This is a genomic window from Streptomyces sp. MK7 (assembly GCF_032658145.1).
GTDB lineage: Bacteria > Actinomycetota > Actinomycetes > Streptomycetales > Streptomycetaceae > Streptomyces > Streptomyces spiralis.
In genome coordinates this window covers 67477-84530 of record NZ_JAVACL010000009.1, presented here as the reverse complement: position 1 = coordinate 84530, position 17054 = coordinate 67477, and the positions used below count along the sequence as shown (strand labels likewise).

Annotated in this window: 11 protein-coding genes; 5 read left to right on the top strand and 6 right to left on the bottom strand. The window is 71.6% G+C overall.

Going from position 1 to position 17054, the window contains the following annotated elements:
• The first annotated feature begins 366 nt into the window (after nucleotides 1–366).
• Together R2S09_RS13540 and R2S09_RS13535 are read left to right on the top strand one after the other, a co-directional pair.
• A complete protein-coding gene (locus R2S09_RS13540; RefSeq protein ID WP_316741172.1) occupies nucleotides 367–6465 on the top strand; it encodes a DNRLRE domain-containing protein in 6099 nt (2032 codons plus the stop codon).
• 123 nt (nucleotides 6466–6588) lie between these two features.
• Nucleotides 6589–6732, top strand: coding sequence for a hypothetical protein (locus tag R2S09_RS13535; RefSeq protein ID WP_306188183.1), 144 nt, complete (start codon nucleotides 6589–6591; stop codon nucleotides 6730–6732).
• A 162-nt stretch (nucleotides 6733–6894) separates the two neighbouring features.
• On the opposite strand, the gene R2S09_RS13530 is transcribed toward R2S09_RS13535, so the two are convergent.
• The 5 genes from R2S09_RS13530 to R2S09_RS13510 form a co-directional block, all read right to left on the bottom strand.
• Nucleotides 6895–9156 carry a bifunctional diguanylate cyclase/phosphodiesterase gene (locus tag R2S09_RS13530; protein WP_316741171.1) on the bottom strand — a complete coding sequence of 754 codons (2262 nt, stop codon included), beginning with the start codon at nucleotides 9154–9156 and terminating at the stop codon, nucleotides 6895–6897.
• A 260-nt stretch (nucleotides 9157–9416) separates the two neighbouring features.
• On the bottom strand, nucleotides 9417–11612 hold the full coding sequence (ligA, locus tag R2S09_RS13525) for an NAD-dependent DNA ligase LigA (RefSeq protein ID WP_316741170.1): 2196 nt from the start codon (nucleotides 11610–11612) through the stop codon (nucleotides 9417–9419).
• Between the two features lie 15 nt (nucleotides 11613–11627).
• Nucleotides 11628–12635 (bottom strand): methionine synthase, encoded by a 1008-nt coding sequence (locus R2S09_RS13520; RefSeq protein WP_316741168.1) that lies wholly within the window; start codon nucleotides 12633–12635, stop codon nucleotides 11628–11630.
• Between the two features lie 31 nt (nucleotides 12636–12666).
• On the bottom strand, nucleotides 12667–13365 hold the full coding sequence (locus tag R2S09_RS13515) for an SDR family oxidoreductase (protein ID WP_316741167.1): 699 nt from the start codon (nucleotides 13363–13365) through the stop codon (nucleotides 12667–12669).
• 15 nt (nucleotides 13366–13380) lie between these two features.
• Complete coding sequence (locus R2S09_RS13510; RefSeq protein ID WP_306188177.1) at nucleotides 13381–13920, bottom strand: TIGR00730 family Rossman fold protein; 540 nt, start codon at nucleotides 13918–13920, stop codon at nucleotides 13381–13383.
• 74 nt (nucleotides 13921–13994) lie between these two features.
• Between R2S09_RS13510 and R2S09_RS13505 the strand changes: the two genes are divergently transcribed.
• Together R2S09_RS13505 and R2S09_RS13500 are read left to right on the top strand one after the other, a co-directional pair.
• Complete coding sequence (locus R2S09_RS13505; protein ID WP_316741166.1) at nucleotides 13995–14318, top strand: DUF427 domain-containing protein; 324 nt, start codon at nucleotides 13995–13997, stop codon at nucleotides 14316–14318.
• Between the two features lie 38 nt (nucleotides 14319–14356).
• Nucleotides 14357–15136, top strand: coding sequence for an alpha/beta fold hydrolase (locus R2S09_RS13500; RefSeq protein ID WP_306188346.1), 780 nt, complete (start codon nucleotides 14357–14359; stop codon nucleotides 15134–15136).
• Nucleotides 15137–15195: 59 nt separating this feature from the next.
• On the opposite strand, the gene mnmA is transcribed toward R2S09_RS13500, so the two are convergent.
• Nucleotides 15196–16326, bottom strand: coding sequence for a tRNA 2-thiouridine(34) synthase MnmA (gene mnmA / locus R2S09_RS13495; RefSeq protein ID WP_316741165.1), 1131 nt, complete (start codon nucleotides 16324–16326; stop codon nucleotides 15196–15198).
• Between the two features lie 60 nt (nucleotides 16327–16386).
• On the opposite strand from mnmA, the gene R2S09_RS13490 reads away from it, so the two are divergent.
• Nucleotides 16387–17040: an N-acetylmuramoyl-L-alanine amidase gene (locus R2S09_RS13490; RefSeq protein ID WP_316741164.1), complete on the top strand. Its 654-nt coding sequence runs from the start codon at nucleotides 16387–16389 to the stop codon at nucleotides 17038–17040.
• Nucleotides 17041–17054 lie beyond the last annotated feature (14 nt).

The following is a 17054-nucleotide window of genomic DNA, read 5'->3' as shown; positions in this document are numbered from 1 at the left end:
TTCATCACTCGGCAAAGGCTGAAGCGATTCGGGAACTCTTTGCGATTCCGTGGCCAACCGGTTGCGGCGACATTATGCGGGTAATGCGCACAATGCGAGCATGTCCGGAGGGGAATGCCGCGCATGGACTTGTGTATTTCTTGGCTTTTCCTTGGGTTTGTTGCGAGCGTCCCCGGTGATCGATGTGGTCGCGGTGTGTGCCCCCCGTGAGGATCAGCTCACTTCTGTTGGCTTCGCATGGCGAAGTGTCAGGAAAGGGAGCTGATTATGCGTCACAGACCTCATGTGATCCTCGCGGGATCACGTTTAAGACGCCCGTACCGGTCGCGTCGGCTTCGGCAGACAGCCGTCGGCGTGGTGCTGGTGATGGCGGCGGAGACCGCGCTGGTCGCTGCGGACAGCGGGGTGGTGTTCGCCGAGGGCATGACGTCCGCGACGTCGAAGTCCGCCTCGGCCGCGACATCCACCAAGGCCGATGGACCTGCGCAGGCGCGGGACGAGGCGTCGGCGGTGCTGATGGCCCGTCTGCAGCACCGGAGGATCGAGGTGCTGTCGGCCCGGACGGCGGACTCGACGACGTACGCGCTGCCCGGCGGTGAGCTGGAGACGGAGGCGTACGCGGGGCCGATCCGGGTGAAGCGGGGCGGGGTGTGGAAGGACATCGACACCTCGCTGTCCGACACCGGGGCCGATCTGACGCCCGCGGCGGCGGCCGCGAACATCGCGGTCTCCGACGGCGGCGACACGAAGCTGGCGTCGGTGGCCAAGGGCAAGGAGTCCTTCGGACTGGGCTGGCAGGACAGGCTGCCCGCGCCGTCGGTCAGGCACAACACCGCCTCCTACGACCTGGGCAGCGGGCAGACCCTGTCGGTGACGGCGCTGGCGCAGGGCTTCTCGGAGAACATCGAGCTCACCCAGCAGCCCGACCACGGCACGGTCTCCTACCGGATCCCGCTCCACCTGGACGGGCTGAAGCTGTCCCGGGCACGCTCCGGGCACCTGCTGCTGAAGAACAGCGACGGAGACCTGGTGGCGGAGGCGCCGGCCCCGATGATGTGGGACGCCTCCAAGAACGCCGTCTCCGGTGAGTCCGCGCACCAGCAGCGGGTCGACACGAAGATCGAGACCGCTTCGGACGGCTCGCAGACACTGGTGCTGAGGCCGGACAAGGGGTTCCTGGCCACCGCGACGTATCCGGTGACGGTGGATCCGACGTCCACGCTGGCGGTCACCACGGACACGTGGGTGCAGAACCCCGACTACCCCGACTCGCAGGTCTCCTCGCAGGAGCTGAAGTCGGGCACGTACGACTCCGGCAGCGATGTGGCGCGCTCGTACCTGAAGTTCAACACGTCGGCGTTCACGGGCAAGCACATCCTCAGCGCCACCATGTCGCTGTACTCCTACTACTCCTCCAGCTGCTCCAGTTCGTCGGTCACCCAGGCAAAGCGGGTCACCTCCGCCCTGGACACCACGACCCTCACCTGGGGCGCGCAGCCGTCGACCACGACGACCAACATGGCCACCAACAGCGGCCACTGGGGCTACAACTCCTCCTGCCCGGCGAACTGGTCGAACTGGACGCTGACCGGGATGGTCCAGGACTGGGCCAACGGCTCCGCGAACAACGGCATCCAGCTGCGCAGCTCCAGTGAGACGGATGCCACGAACTGGCGGCGTTTCCGCTCGGCGAACTACACCACCTCCGGCTACGCGCCCAAGCTGGTGGTCAGCTACAACTCCTACGCCACCACCTCCTCGGCGGCCGTCTCACCGAACTTCCCCAATCCGTACAACGGCAAGCTGTACGTGACCTCGCTGACGCCGACGCTGTCGGCGAAGGTCACCGACGCCGACGGCTCGACGGCGCAGGCGCAGTTCGAGGTCACCCCCGACCCCGCGTATGCGGACACCACCTACTCCTACACGGGTACGTCGGCCTCGGTGGCGTCCGGGTCGACGGCGAAGCTGACCATCCCCTCGGCCTCCGCCTTCCCCTCGGGCAAGCACCTGCGGTTCCGGGTGCGCGGCTATGACGGCACGGACTACGGGGCGTGGTCGGGTTACACGACGTTCGTGCTGAACACCGGCCTGCCGGCCGCGCCGACGATCTCGTGCACCCCGTACAGCGAGAACACCTGGACGGCCAGGGCCGACAGCGGGGCGACCTGCACCCTGGACACCTCGTCCGCGGACGGGCTGGGCTACTACTGGGGCCTGGACGACTCCTCGGTGCCGGGCCGCGTCTACGACACCGCGGACGGCTCGGGCGGCGACCCGCTGACGATCACGATCAAGCCGGGTGAGGACTGGCACAAGCTGTACGCCAAGACCATCGACTCCGGCGGAAACATCTCCTCGACGGCGACCACGTACGCCTTCGGTGTCGGTGACGGCGCAGGTCTGCTCACCCCGGGCGACGGGGACCGGCCGGCTCGCCGGGTCAGCCTGACCTCCACCGGCAGGACCACCTACACGGGGGTCACGTACCAGTACCGGCGTGGTGAGACCGACTTCTGGACCGATGTACCGGTCGTGGACGTCACCAAGTCCTCCGACGGGTCGGCGGTCTCCGACTGGCCGGTGGCCGTGTCCAACGGCTCGCCCGCGGCGCTCACCTGGAACATCACCGCTTCTCTCTCGGAGGACGGGCCGGTCGACGTCCGGGCCGCCTTCACCGACGGCTCCACCACCGCGTACTCCCAGCCGCACACGATCACCGTGGACCGCAACGCCGGCACCGCGCCGAGCCAGGACGTCGGCCCCGGATCGGTGAACACCCTCACCGGCGACTACACCCTGTCCGCCACGGACGCCTCCGGCTTCGACCTGTCGGTGTCGCGTACCGCCTCCTCCCGGCGGCCGGCCGCGGGCGCGGACGCCCAGGGCCAGGTGGCGATCTTCGGTCCGCAGTGGACCTCCGGCACCACCGCCGAGATCACCGGCTCCGACTGGGCGTACGTCCGCCAGACGTCGGCCACCTCGGTCGCGCTGGTGGATGTGGACGGTGACGAGACCGGCTTCACCGCCACCTCCTCCGGGGGCTGGAAGCCGGAGCCGGGCTCGGAGGACCTCACCCTGACCGGGGCGCTGACCGGCTCCTTCACCCTGAAGGACGACCAGGGCACCACCACCACGTTCGCCAAGGTGGACCCGGCGGCCATGACCTGGCAGGTCTCCAGCACCTACCTGCCGACCGACAACTCCACCACCAAGGTGGTCTCGGAGAAGGTCACCTCCGGCAGCAACACGCTGGCCCGCCCGAAGTACGTGATCGCCCCCACCTCGGCGGTCTCGTCCTCGACGTGCGAGACAACGCCGTCGACCAAGGGCTGCCGGATGCTGGAGTTCGTCTACGCCACCTCCACCACCGCCGCCTCCGGCACGTTCGGTGGCTACAACGGGCAGGTCACGCAGATCAAGGAGTGGGCCACCGACCCGGGGGCCTCATCGGCGACCGCCACGGTGGTGGCGCAGTACGCCTACGACGACTCCGGACACCTGCGCGAGGAGTGGGACCCGCGGATCAGCCCCGCGCTGAAGACCGCCTACACCTACGACAGCGCCGGCCGGATCGCCACCCTGACCCGTCCGGGCGAGCTGGCGTGGACGTTCACCTACGGCCAGGCCGGCAACACGGCCACCGCGGGTGACGGCATGCTGCTCAAGGCCTCCCGCCCGAACCTGACCGCGGGCAGCAAGAACACCACCGACGGCACGAACGCCGTCACCAGCGTGGTCTACGACGTCCCGCTCACGGGCAGCAAGGCGCCCAACGCGATGGGCACCTCGGACGTAGCGGCCTGGGGCCAGTCGGACGTGGCCACAGACGCCACGGCCGTCTTCCCGGCGGACTCGGTGCCGCTGTCCGACACCGGCTCGGATCTGGCCGCGACGGACTACAAGCGGGCGACGATCACCTACACCGACGACTCCGGACGCGAGGTGAACACCGCCACCCCCGGTGGGCACATCACCACCACCGAGTACGACCGCTTCGGCAACACCGTCCGGGAACTGACCGCGTCCAACCGCGAACTGGCCCTGGCCACCAGCGGCAGCGGCCAGGCGGAGCAGGTGGCACTCAGCATCGACCAGATGACGGCCGCCGACCGCGCCGAACTGCTGTCCACCCGCTCGGTCTACTCCGCCGACGGGCTGCGGAAGACCGACGAGTACGGCCCACTGCACCAGGTGACCCTCGGCTCGACGCTGAAGGCGGGCACCGGCGGCACCGACCTGCCGGCCGGCACCCAGGTGGCGGCGCGGCAGCACACCGCCAACACCTATGACGAGGGACGGCCGACCGACGGCACGGCCACCGTCGCGAACCAGGTCACCACCACCAGCGTGGGCGCCTTCGTGGACGGCTACCCGTCCGACGGCGATGTGCGCACCACGACCACGCAGTACGACTGGGTCAAGGGCCTGCCCACCGCCACCGTCACCGACCCGTCCGGTCTGGCGCTGAAGAAGACCACCGCTTACGACGCCCAGGGCCGGGTCACCAAGACCACCCTGCCCAAGTCCTCCGGGACGGACGTGGGCGCCACGGTGACCACCTACTACTCGGCCACCGGCACCGGCGCCTGCAACGGCAGGCCGGAGTGGGCCGACCTGGTCTGCTCCACCGGCCCGGCGGGTGCGATCACCGGCGGCGGTTCCAACCCGACCGAGCTGCCCACCAAGACCACCGAGTACGACCGGTGGGGCAACACCGCCAAGACGACGGAGACCGCGAACTCCGTCACCCGCACCACCGCCAACACCTACGACACCGCCGGACGCATCACGACGACGTCGGTCAGCGGCGGCGTGGGCACGGCCGTGCCGGACACCACCACCGCCTACGACACCGGCACCGGCCAGGTCGCCACGGTGACCTCCAACGGGCAGACCATCACCCACACCTACGACGTTCTCGGGCGGGAGATCTCCTACGACGACGGCGCGGGCAACACCGCCGCCACGAGCTATGACGCGCTCGGCCGGCCGGTGAGGACCACCGACTCCGCCCCGTCCACCACCACCTACACCTACGACACGTCCAAGGACCCGCGCGGCCTGGAGACCTCCCGCACCGACTCGGTCGCCGGCACCTTCGCCGCGGCCTACGACGCGGACGGCGACCTGGCCACCCAGGCCCTGCCCGGCGGCCACACCCTCACCGTCACCCAGGACGAGACCGGCGCGACCACCTCCCGGGTCTACTCCCGGGACAGTGACGGCACCGTCGTGGCCTCCGACAGCGTCGACGAAAGCATCCACGGCCAGGTCGCGGACGATGCCGACACGGCCGGCCAGAGCCGCAGCCGCTCCTACGGCTACGACGCGGCCGGACGCCTCACGAGGGCCGACGACACCGACCCCGACGGGGCCTGCGCCCGCCGCGACTACACCTTCGACAACAACACCAACCGCACCGCCCTCGCCGTCGCCACCAGCGACAACGGAGCGGCCTGCACCTCCACCGGCGCCACCACCACGTCGTACACCTACGACAGCGCCGACCGGCTGGTCACCACCGGCACGGTCTACGACGCCCTCGGCCGCACCACCACCCAGGCCTCCGGCGCCACCATCGGCTACTACGCCAACGACCTCGTCCGCCAGCAGACCTCCGGCACCGGCCGGCAGACCTGGACCCTGGACGCGGCCGGCCGCCTCGCCGCCTCGACCACCGAAACGAGTACCGACGGCGGAGCCACCTGGAGCCTTGCCGGCACCGAGACCGACCACTACGGGGCCGACGGTGACAGCCCCGACTGGATCAAGGAGGGCACCACCGGCATCATCACCCGCAACGTCCAAGGTCCCGGCGGCGACCTCGACGCCACGACCAGCGCAGCCAGTGACGTCGCCCTGCAACTGACCGACATCCACGGCGACGTCACCGTCGAGCTACCGCTCGACACCAGCCAAGCACCCACCGCGCTCGCCTACGATGAATTCGGCAACCCCGAGGGAGAAAATCACGCCGTCCGCTACGGCTGGCTCGGCGGCAAACAGCGCTCGAGCGAAACCGCCACGGGCGCCATTCTCATGGGCGTCCGGCTCTACGACCCCACTGCGGGCCGCTTCCTCCAGACCGATCCGGTCCCCGGGGGCAGCGCCAACGCCTACGACTACGTGACCGCCGACCCGCTCAACAGCTACGACCTCGACGGCAAATTCCCCTGGCACTGGCATCTGCCGTGGCACCGCGACCACTGGTCGCCCTTCCACTACAGCTGGCACGTGCCCGGCTATGCCCGTGCCAGGCACTACTACCATCGCATCCGACACCGCATACACAGGAACCGCTACGTCAGGCGCTACTACCACAACCCCTATGTCCAAGCCTGCTTTTTCGGTGGCGTCGGGACTGGACTGGTCTCCTGGGTGACCAAGGCCGGCCGCCGATCGTGGTGGGGGCTCGGCATAGGCTGCGGCTTCGCCATGGCGCAGCGCCGCTGGCAACGCTGACCCACGCCGCCGGAGCTGGAGAGGACTGGCCAGACGATGAGTCCACGACAGAGGGACGACCGGACCGACTCCGGGGAGAGCGGACCCCAGGGCTATATCGGAATGGTGTGCTCCGTCGCATCCATGACGATTGTCGGGGTCCTGTTCGGGCGCGGCCTCCCGGTGTGGGCGCCCGCGGCCCTGGGGGCGGTGGTCGGCTTCACCTGCTGGCTGGCCTACCGGGCGTACCGTTCGCTGAGCAGAAGGAGGGGCACCCCTTCGAAGTGACGCAGTGATCACGTGGCTGCCGGACGCGGTGGAACGACACCGTGTCCGGCAGCCACTCCGTCTGCCCTCGGGAGGAAATTCCGTCGCCCCGGTACCGGTGTACCGGGGCGACGGGGGCCGGGCGGCCCGCCGGCGCTCAGGGGCGGGCGACGGCCGGCCCGGTCACTCGTCGGACGCCGCCGCGGGCAGCGCGGCGCGCGGGCGTTGCCAGCCGCGCGAGCCGCGCGCCCGCAGCCATGCCGTGGTCTCCTCGGGCGGCATCGCCGCCGCGACCAGCCAGCCCTGTACGGCGTCGCAGCCCAGGTCCCGCAGCCGCTCCCACGTCTCGTCGTCCTCGACGCCCTCGGCCACGACGAGCAGGCCGAGTGAATGCGCCAGGTCCACCGTGCAGCGCACGATCTCCGCGTCCTCGGCGTCCACCGCCAGCCGGGCCACGAAGGAGCGGTCGATCTTCAGCTCGCTCACCGGCAGCCTGCGCAGGTGCACCAGCGAGGAGTAGCCGGTGCCGAAGTCGTCCAGCGACATCTTCACGCCGTGCGCGGTCAGACCGGCCAGTGTGTCGGCGGCCCGCTGGGGGTCCTCCAGCAGCACGTGCTCGGTGATCTCCAGCTGCAGCGCTCCCGCCGGGACACCGTGCCGGGCGAGCCGGGCGGCGACCGAGCCGGCGAAGCCGGGGGTGTGCACGTCCCGGGGGGAGACGTTGACCGCGACCGGCACGAGCAGGCCCTCGGAGCGCCACTTCGCGACCTGCCCGAGGGCGGTCTCCAGCACGTACTCCGTCAGATGGGGCATCAGCCCCGAGGACTCGGCGATCGCTATGAACTCGTCCGGAGGGACCCTGCCGCGCTCCGGGTGCACCCAGCGCACCAGCGCCTCCAGGCCGGCGACGTGGCCGTCGAAGCGGACCTTGGGCTGGTAGTGCAGCTGGACCTCGTGGGCGTCCAGGGCCCGGCGCAGATCGCCGAGCAGCCCGAGCCGGTCGGGGGTGTTGGAGTCCCGCTTGGACTCGTAGACCTCCACCCCCGTGCGGTCCCGCTTGGCCTGGTACATCGCCACGTCCGCGCGGCGCAGCATCCCCTCGGCGTCCAGCGCGTGGTCCGGGAAGACGGCGACACCGGCGCTGGCCTCCAGGACGAGGGTGAGCCCGTCCAGGTCGAGCGGCGAGCTGAGGGTGGTGACCAGTGCGCGCGCGACGCGGGTCGCGGACGTCGTGGAGTCGGCCACGGGCAGTAAGACGGCGAACTCGTCCCCGCCGAGCCGCGCGGCCTCCGCCCCGCGCGGCAGCGCCTGCCGCAGCCGGTCGGCTATCTGCAGCAGCAGCCGGTCACCGGCGAGATGACCGAGCGTGTCATTGACCGAACGGAAGCGGTCGAGGTCGATCAGCATCAGGGCGGCCCGGGCGCCGATGCGTTCGGCGTCGTCGAGGGCGGTCCAGATGCGCTCCAGAAGCCACTGCCGGTTGGGCAGCCCGGTCAGCCGGTCGCGCAACTGCTCCTCGGCCCGGGCGCGGGCTATCCACAAGGTGGCGTCCAGGGCGATGAGCGGGGTGGAGAACAGCGGCAGCAGCAGGGGCTCGGCGACGGCGACGACGCAGACCAGCGGGGCGATGCCGAGCAGGGCGACGGCGACCAGACCCTGTCTGACCACGGCGGTGCGGGCGACCGTGGGCAGTCCGTCGGCGTGCGGGGCGTGCAGATACCACAGCAGGACGCGGGTGACCGCGAGGTAGACGGCGGCGGCCAGCACCACCTCGGGCACGGTGTACGCGGTCCAGGTGCCCGGGTCCCAGGGCCGCTCGACGGTCGGGACGCGGCCGAAGCCGCCCAGGACGAGGGCGGCCATGGCGATGCCGAGGATGTCCACCGCGCCGTTCAGCACGCCGGGCCGGAAGCGGTTGCGCCGTGCTATGCCGACCAGCACGACGACGGCCAGGCTCACCAGGCCGGCGGGCACCCAGCCGTAGAGCAGCAGCACGGCCAGGGTGAGGGCGGTGCCGGAGCCGGTGCCGCCCCACCAGCGGGAGCGGCCGAGCATCACCAGGTGGCCGACGATGATCCCGGTGAGCACGGCCAGGGACCAGCCGGTCGTGCCGGACGGGAAGAGCGCGTGGCCGCCGGCGAACGCCCCGTAGAAGCCGGCGCCGAGGACGAGCGCGGCCACCGCCACGACCACCGAGGGCAGGGCCGGCCGGAACCGGTGCCATACGGAGACCGCGCCCGGCACGGAAGGCGGTTGCCCTCCCGGCTGCCCGGGCAGGCGGATCGTCGCCGCCGCATCCTGTCCGGCCGCGCGTGCGGTCCGGCCCGCACGCCCCGGATGCTTCCGGGCGCCCGAACGCTCCCCCGTCCGCCCGGTGCTCCCGCGCCATGCGCCGGTCATCCGGCGCAGCCGTGAGTGCGGGGCGGCGCTCTCGGTCGGTTCCATTCCCGTCCCTCTCACAGCCGGCGGTGCCCGCGCCGCGCGGCCCGATGCCCGGCGCTCCCGGGCCGCACCGCGCTGGAAAACCCTTCCACGTACTCGCCGAGGAGCACGGGGATGCCCCGACCGCAGCTGGGCACGGCAGGCGCACACCTCAACAGTAGGCCGCAGAAGGCTTCCACGGGCAGCGGTCGTCGACGGTTGCCCGAATGCGCCCCGGCCACCCGTATGCATCTGGTATGCGCGAAACGCGTGGCCTTCAACCGCTACTCACCGGTCGGGAGGGCGACTTCGGCCGCCGCGTCCGGTCCCTGCTCCAACAGGACGCCGAAACCGTCCTCGTTCAGAACCGGCACCTTCAGCTGCATCGCTTTGTCGTACTTCGACCCGGGGTTGTCGCCCACGACGACGAAGGACGTCTTCTTCGACACCGAGCCGGTCACCTTGGCGCCCCGGCTCTGCAGGGCCTCCTTCGCGCCGTCCCGCGTGAACTGCTCCAGGGTGCCGGTGACCACGACCGTCAGGCCCTCCAGCGGGCGCGGGCCCTCCTCCTCGCCGGTGCCCTGCTCCTCCAGCGGGACTCCGGCGGCCTTCCACTTGCGCACGATCTCGCGGTGCCAGTCCTCGGCGAACCACTCCTTGAGGGCGGCGGCGATGATCGGGCCCACCCCGTCGGTGCGCGCCAGTTCCTCCTCGCCGGCCTGCTCGATGCGGTCGACGGAGCGGAACTCGCGCGCCAGCGCCTGGGCCGCCACCGGTCCGACGTGACGGATCGACAGCCCGTTCAGGAACCGGGCCAGCGGGCGGTCCTTGGCCGCCTCGATGTTCCGCAGCAGCGCCAGGGTGTTCTTCTTCGGCTCGCCCTTCTGGTTGGCGAAGACCGTGACGACCTTCTCCTCGCCCGTCTTCGGGTCCCGCTTGGGCAGACCGCTGTCCGGGTCGAGGACGTAGGCCTTGATGGGCAGCAGCTTCTCCACCGTGAGGTCGAACAGGTCGCCCTCGTCGGCCAGCGGCGGGTCGGCCGGCTCCAGCGGGCGGGTGAGCGCGGCGGCGGCCACCTCGCCGAAGTGCTCGATGTCCAGGCACTCCCGGCCCGCGAGGTAGGAGACTCGCTCCCGCAACTGGGCCGGGCAGGCACGGGCGTTGGGGCAGCGGAGGTCGATGTCGCCCTCCTTCATGGGCCGCAGCGGCGTACCGCACTCGGGGCACTCGGACGGCATCACGAACTCCCGTTCGCTGCCGTCACGCAGGTCGACGACCGGGCCGAGGATCTCCGGGATGACGTCGCCGGCCTTGCGCAGCACCACGGTGTCGCCGATGAGCACGCCCTTGGCCTTGACGACATCCTGGTTGTGCAGGGTGGCGAACTCGACCTCGGACCCGGCCACGGTGACCGGTTCCACCTGCGCGTACGGAGTGACGCGGCCGGTGCGTCCGACGCCGACCTTGATGTCGACCAGCTTGGTGTTGACCTCTTCCGGCGCGTACTTGTAGGCGATCGCCCAGCGCGGTGCGCGCGCGGTGGTGCCGAGCCGGCCCTGCAGGCGGATCTCGTCGAGCTTGACGACCACGCCGTCGATCTCGTGCTCCACCGAGTGCCGGTTCTCGCCGTAGTACGCGATGAACTCGCGGACCCCCGCGAGGTCGTCGACCACCTTGTTGTGCCGGGAGGTGGGCAGGCCCCACGTCTTCAGCAGGTCGTAGGCCTGGGAGAGCCGGGTGAGCCCCTTGTAGCCCTCCAGGGCGCCGATGCCGTGGACGACCATGTGCAGGGGGCGGGTGGCGGTGACGCGCGGGTCCTTCTGGCGCAGCGAACCCGCCGCCGCGTTGCGCGGGTTGGCGAAGGGCTTGTCACCGGCCTCGACCAGACGGCGGTTGAGCTCCTCGAACTTCTCCATCGGGAAGTAGACCTCGCCGCGGATCTCCACGAGGTCCGGGACGCCGTCACCCTTCAGCCGGTCCGGGATCTCCGCGATCGTCCGGACGTTGGGGGTGATGTCCTCACCGGTGCGGCCGTCGCCGCGGGTGGCCGCGCGGGTGAGACGGCCGTGCTCGTAGGTGAGGTTGACGGCCAGGCCGTCGACCTTGAGCTCGCACAGGAAGTGGTACTCCTGCTCGCCCAGTTCCCTGGCGATGCGGTCGGTCCAGGCGGCGAGGTCGTCGTCGTTGAAGGTGTTGTCGAGCGAGAGCATCCGCTGGCGGTGCTCCACCGCCGTGAACTCCGTCTCGTACGACCCGGCGACCTTCTGGGTCGGCGAGTCGGGCGTACGCAGTTCCGGGTGGCGCTCCTCCAACTCCTCCAGGGAGCGCAGGAGCTGGTCGAACTCGGCGTCACTGATGACGGGAGCGTCCTTGACGTAGTACCGGAAGCGGTGCTCCTCGACCTGGTCCGCGAGCCGCGCGTGCTGCTCCCGCGCCTCGGCGGGCACCGCTGTCTCCGCTTGCTGCTTGTCGCCGGCCACCGTGTTGTCCTCCCGTTACTCAGGGTTGTCCGCGAGGGATCTCGCCGCCCGGACGCAGTGGGCGAGCGCCTGGCGCGCGTACGCGGGGGAAGCGCCCGCGAGTCCGCACGCCGGGGTGACCGTGACCGCGTCCGGGACAAGCCCCGGACGCAGCCCCAGCCTGCGCCACAGCGTTCTGACACCCATGACGCTACCGGCAGGGTCTGACAACGGGCCGTCCGTGGCCGGCACGACACCGGCGAAGAGCCGGGTGCCGGCCTCCACGGCCTCCCCGATCGCCTCGTCGTCACGTTCGGTGAGAAGCGAGAAGTCGAAGGAGACCGCCGCGGCGCCCGCCCGCCGCAGCAGGGCGAAGGGCACGTCGGGGGCGCAGGAGTGGACCACCACGGGCCCCCCGGTGTGCACGCCGACCGTGTCGCGCAGCGCGGCCTCGACGATCTGCCGGTCCACGGCCCGGTGGGTGCGGTAGCCGCTGGCGGTGCGCACCTGGCCGCGCAGCACGGCGGTCAGGGACGGCTCGTCGAGCTGGAGCACGAGCTGGGCGCCGGGCACCCGCCGCCCGGTCTCGGCCAGGTGCAGCCGCAGCCCCTCGGCGAGCGAGGCGGCCAGGTCCCGGCAGGCGCCGGGGTCGGACAGGGCCGCCTCGCCGTTCCTCAGTTCGAGGTTGGCGGCGAGCGTCCAGGGCCCCACGGCCTGCACCTTCAGCGGCCCCTCGTACCCCTGGGTGAACTCCTCCAGGGCGTCGAGGTCCTCCCCCAGCCAGGAACGGGCCCGCTTGGTGTCCCGTCCGGGCCGGTCGCCGATCCGCCACCCGCTGGGCTCCACGCGCGCGTACAGCTCGACGAGCATCCCGGCCGTCCGCCCGATCATGTCGGCCCCGGGCCCCCGGGCGGGCAGCTCGGGCAGGAAGGGGAAGTCCTCGAAGGTGCCGGTGACGGTCTTGGCGGCCTCACGGGCGTCCCCACCGGGCATCGACCCGACCCCGGTGGCGGCACCGAACCTGAACTGGCTGTTCTCGCTCACCAGAGCAGCCTACGGAACAGCCCGGCCGGGGTCAGCGCCCCGGTCGCACCGTCAGGTCGTTGACCTCCGCGTCCCTCGGCAGGTCGAGGGCCATCACGATGGTCGTGGCGACCGACTCCGGGTCGATCCACCGGGACGGGTCGTACTCCTTGCCCTCCTGCTGGTGGACCTTGGCCTGCATGGGGCTGGCGGTGCGGCCCGGGTAGACGGTGGTGACCCGGACTCCGTTGGCGTGCTCCTCCTGCCGCAGGGCGTCGGCCAGCGCCTTCAGCCCGTGCTTGGAGGCGGCGTACGCGGACCAGTCGGCGCCTGCGTTCAGGCCCGCGCCCGAGTTCACGAACAGCACGTGGCCGCGCGAGGCGCGCAGCTGGGGCAGGAAGTGGCGGGTCAGCTCCGCCGGGGCGATCAGGTTGACGTCGAGCTGGTGGCGCCAGGTCTTCGGGGTCAGCTCGCCGACCGGACCGAGGTCGACCACGCCCGCGATGTGCAGCAGGGAGTCGACCCGGTCGGGCAGCGACTGGTGCGAGAAGGCCCAGCTCAGCCGGTCCGGTTCGGCCAGGTCGCCGACCAGGGTCCTCGCCCCGGGGAACGTGGCCGCCAGCTCCTTGGCCCGGCCCGCGTCACGCGCGTGCAGCACGAGGTCGTCCCCGCGCGCGTGCAGACGGCGCGCGACGGCCGCGCCGATGCCGGAGCCGGCCCCGGTGATCACATGAGTAGCCATGCCCGCCATGCTCGCACCCGAGAGTCAGCGACCGCCCACCGACTCCTCCAGGTACGCGAGCGCGCCCGCGGGCTCGTCGGCGAAGAACACCAGCTCGCTCAGCGGCCGCGGCAGGAACCCCTCGTCCTCCATCCGGCGGAACTGCTCGCGCAGGCCGTCGTAGAAACCCGCCGTGTTCAGCAGCACCACGGGCTTGTGGGTGCGGCCGTGCTTCTTCAGCTCCAGGATCTCGGTGGCCTCGTCGAGCGTCCCGGTGCCGCCCACCATGATCACCACCGCGTCGGCCTTCTCCAGGAGCAGCTTCTTGCGCTCGGCGAGGTCCCCCGCGATGACCATCTCGTCGGCGCCGGGCCGCGCCTTGTTCGCCAGGAAGTCCACCGACACGCCGATGAGCCGGCCGCCCGCCTCCTGCACGCCGTCCGCGACGACCTTCATCAGTCCGCTGTCGGACCCGCCCCACACCAGGCTGTGGCCGCCCTTGCCGAGCAGCCGGGCGAAGTCCCGCGCGGGACGGGTGTAGCGGTCGTCGAGGTCGGCGGCGGAGAGGAAGACGCAGATGTTCATGCGCTCAACCGTACGCGGCCCCGGGCGTGCGCCATGCGCGGGAAGAACCCGCGGCCCGGGAGCGCTGTCCTGTTATGACCCAAGGACACACGATCACCATCGAGCAGGGCACCCAGCACGTACGCGTCGTGCACGGCGGCCAGGTCCTCGCGGAGAGCGACCGGCCCCTGCTGCTGCGCGAGACCGGCTGCCCCGTGCGCTACTACATCCCCGCCGACGACGTACGCCTCGACCTGCTGACCCCGTCCGAAACGCACACCCACTGCCCCTTCAAGGGCACGGCGTCGTACTGGTCGGCGCAGGGCGCCGAGGACCTGGTGTGGTCCTACCCCGAGCCGAAGCCGGACGTCGCCGAGATCAAGGACCACCTCTGCTTCTACGAAGTGGAAGTGTTGTGACCCGATGAGTCCCGTCTCTCGTGGCAGTCTTCACAGGCATGGACAAGAAGACCATCTCGCGTGACGGCACCCCGATCGCCTACCAGCGCACCGGACAGGGGCCGGTGGTCGTCCTCGTCAGCGGGGCGATGTCCACGGGCGCCACGGTCGCACCGCTGGCGATGGTGCTCTCGGACCGCTTCAGCACCGTCGTGTACGACCGTCGGGGCCGCGGAGAGAGCGGGGACACGGCGCCCTACGCGGTGGAGCGCGAGGTGGAGGACCTCGCGGCCGTGCTCGACGCGGTGGGCGGCGACGCGGCGCTGTACGGCATCTCCTCGGGCGGCGCGCTGGTGCTGCGGGCGGCGGCGAGCGGGCTGCCGGTCAGCCGGGTCGCCGTGTACGAGCCGCCGTTCGAGGTGCGCGAGGGCCGTGAGCGGGAGCGCGCCGCCTACTCCGGCGATCTGGCCGGCGCGCTCGCGGAGGGCCGGCGCGGGGACGCGGTGGAGCTGTTCCTGCGCGTCACCGGTCTGGCCGAGCAGATGATCGTGAGCGCGCGCCAGTCCCCCATGTGGCCGGGCCTGGAGGCCATCGCCCCCACCCTGGCGTACGACGACGCCGTGCTGGGCGACGGAATGGTCCCCCGCGACCTGCTGGCCTCGATCACCGTCCCGGTCCTGGCCGTCGCGGGCGACGCGAGCCCGGACCGGATGCGCGAGGCGGCCCGCCAGGTGGCGCTCGCCGCGCCCGAGGGCACCTACCGCCTGCTCAGGGGCCAGACCCACGCGGTGGAACCGGAGATCCTGGCACCGGTCCTGGCGGAGTTCTACGGCGCGTAGGCACCGCCGGCCCTCACGCCGCTCCGGCAGCTTCTACGGCGTACAGGCCCCGTCGGCTCTCACGCCACTCCGGCCGTCGCCCGCACCGTGGAGGCGATCGTCGCCGAGCCGACCACACGGGTGCCGTCGTAGAGGACGATCGCCTGGCCGGGGGCGACGCCGCGGACCGGCTCGGTGAAGGTCACGCGCAGCTCGCCGTCGACCGGCTCGGCCGTGACCTCGGTCTCGCCGCCGTGGGCGCGCAGCTGGGCGGTGTAGGTGCCGGGGCCGGTGGGGGCGGTGCCGCACCAGCGGGGCCTGATCGCGGTGAGTCCGGTGACGTCCAGCGCGGAGGCCGGGCCGACCGTCACGGTGTTGGTGACCGGGGAGATGTCCAGGACGTAGCGGGGCTTGCCGTCGGGGGCCGGGGTGCCGATGCGCAGGCCCTTGCGCTGGCCGATGGTGAAGCCGTACGCGCCCTCGTGCGTGCCCACCTTGGCGCCGGACTCGTCGACGATGGCGCCCTCGGTCCTGCCGAGCCGCTGGGCGAGGAAGCCCTGGGTGTCGCCGTCGGCGATGAAGCAGATGTCGTGCGAGTCGGGCTTCTTGGCGACCGCGAGCCCCCGGCGCTCGGCCTCGGCGCGGATCTCCTCCTTGGTGGTGACCGTGTCGCCGAGCGGGAACATCGCGTGCGCCAGCTGCTTCTCGTCCAGCACGCCGAGGACGTACGACTGGTCCTTGGCCATGTCGGAGGCGCGGTGCAGCTCGCGGGTGCCGTCCTCGCGGAGGATCACCTTCGCGTAGTGGCCGGTGCATACCGCGTCGAAGCCGAGGGCCAGCGCCTTGTCCAGGAGCGCGGCGAACTTGATCTTCTCGTTGCAGCGCAGGCACGGGTTGGGGGTGCGGCCGGCCTCGTACTCGGCGACGAAGTCCTCGACGACGTCCTCGCGGAAGCGGTCGGCGAGGTCCCAGACGTAGAACGGGATACCGATGACGTCGGCGGCGCGGCGGGCGTCGCGCGAGTCCTCGATGGTGCAACAGCCCCGCGCGCCCGTGCGGAAGGACTGCGGGTTCGCGGAGAGCGCGAGGTGGACGCCGGTGACGTCGTGACCGGCTTCCGCGGCGCGCGCGGCGGCGACGGCGGAGTCGACCCCGCCCGACATGGCGGCGAGGACGCGGAGGGGGCGGGAGCGCTGCGGGGTGTCAGTCATAGCCCCTTCAGGGTACGGGGGCGCGGGAACCGGGGCCGCCGGATATCCGTTGGAGAGCGCGTGGGGGCGAGGAGCGGTGACAAGGAACGGCGGCCGGGGCGGCGAGCGCTGCTCCTCGGCGGGGCCGTGGCGGCGGTCGCGGGCGGGGCTGCGGTGGAGCGCGAGGGGCTGGCCCGCCTGTGGTGGGGGCTGCCGGGCGCGCAGCGGCCGCGGGTGGCGGGGGCGGTGGACTTCGGGGGCGCGCGGTGGCTGGCGGCCTCCCCGGCGAACTACCGGCGGGCGGACCGCCCGGACGACTACGCGATCGACCGGGTCGTCGTCCATGTCACCCAGGGCAGCTACGTGAGTGCGGTGAGGGCGTTCCAGGACCCGGGGCACGAGGCCGCCGCGCACTACATCGTCCGCGCGGACGGGCAGGTCACCCAGATGATCCGCGAGCTGGACGTGGCCTTCCACACCGGCAACCGGGCTTACAACGAGCGCAGCGTCGGCATCGAGCACGAGGGATTCGTCGAGCGGGCCTCGTCCTTCACCGACGCGATGTACGCCGCCTCGGCCCGGCTGACGGCGCGGATCTGCGGGCGGTACGGCATACCCGCCGACCGCGAGCACATCATCGGCCATGCCGGGGTGCCGGGCACCGACCACACGGACCCCGGACCGCACTGGGACTGGGACCGGTACATACGGCTGGTGCGCCGGGCGCCGACGTGATCCGGGCGAGATGC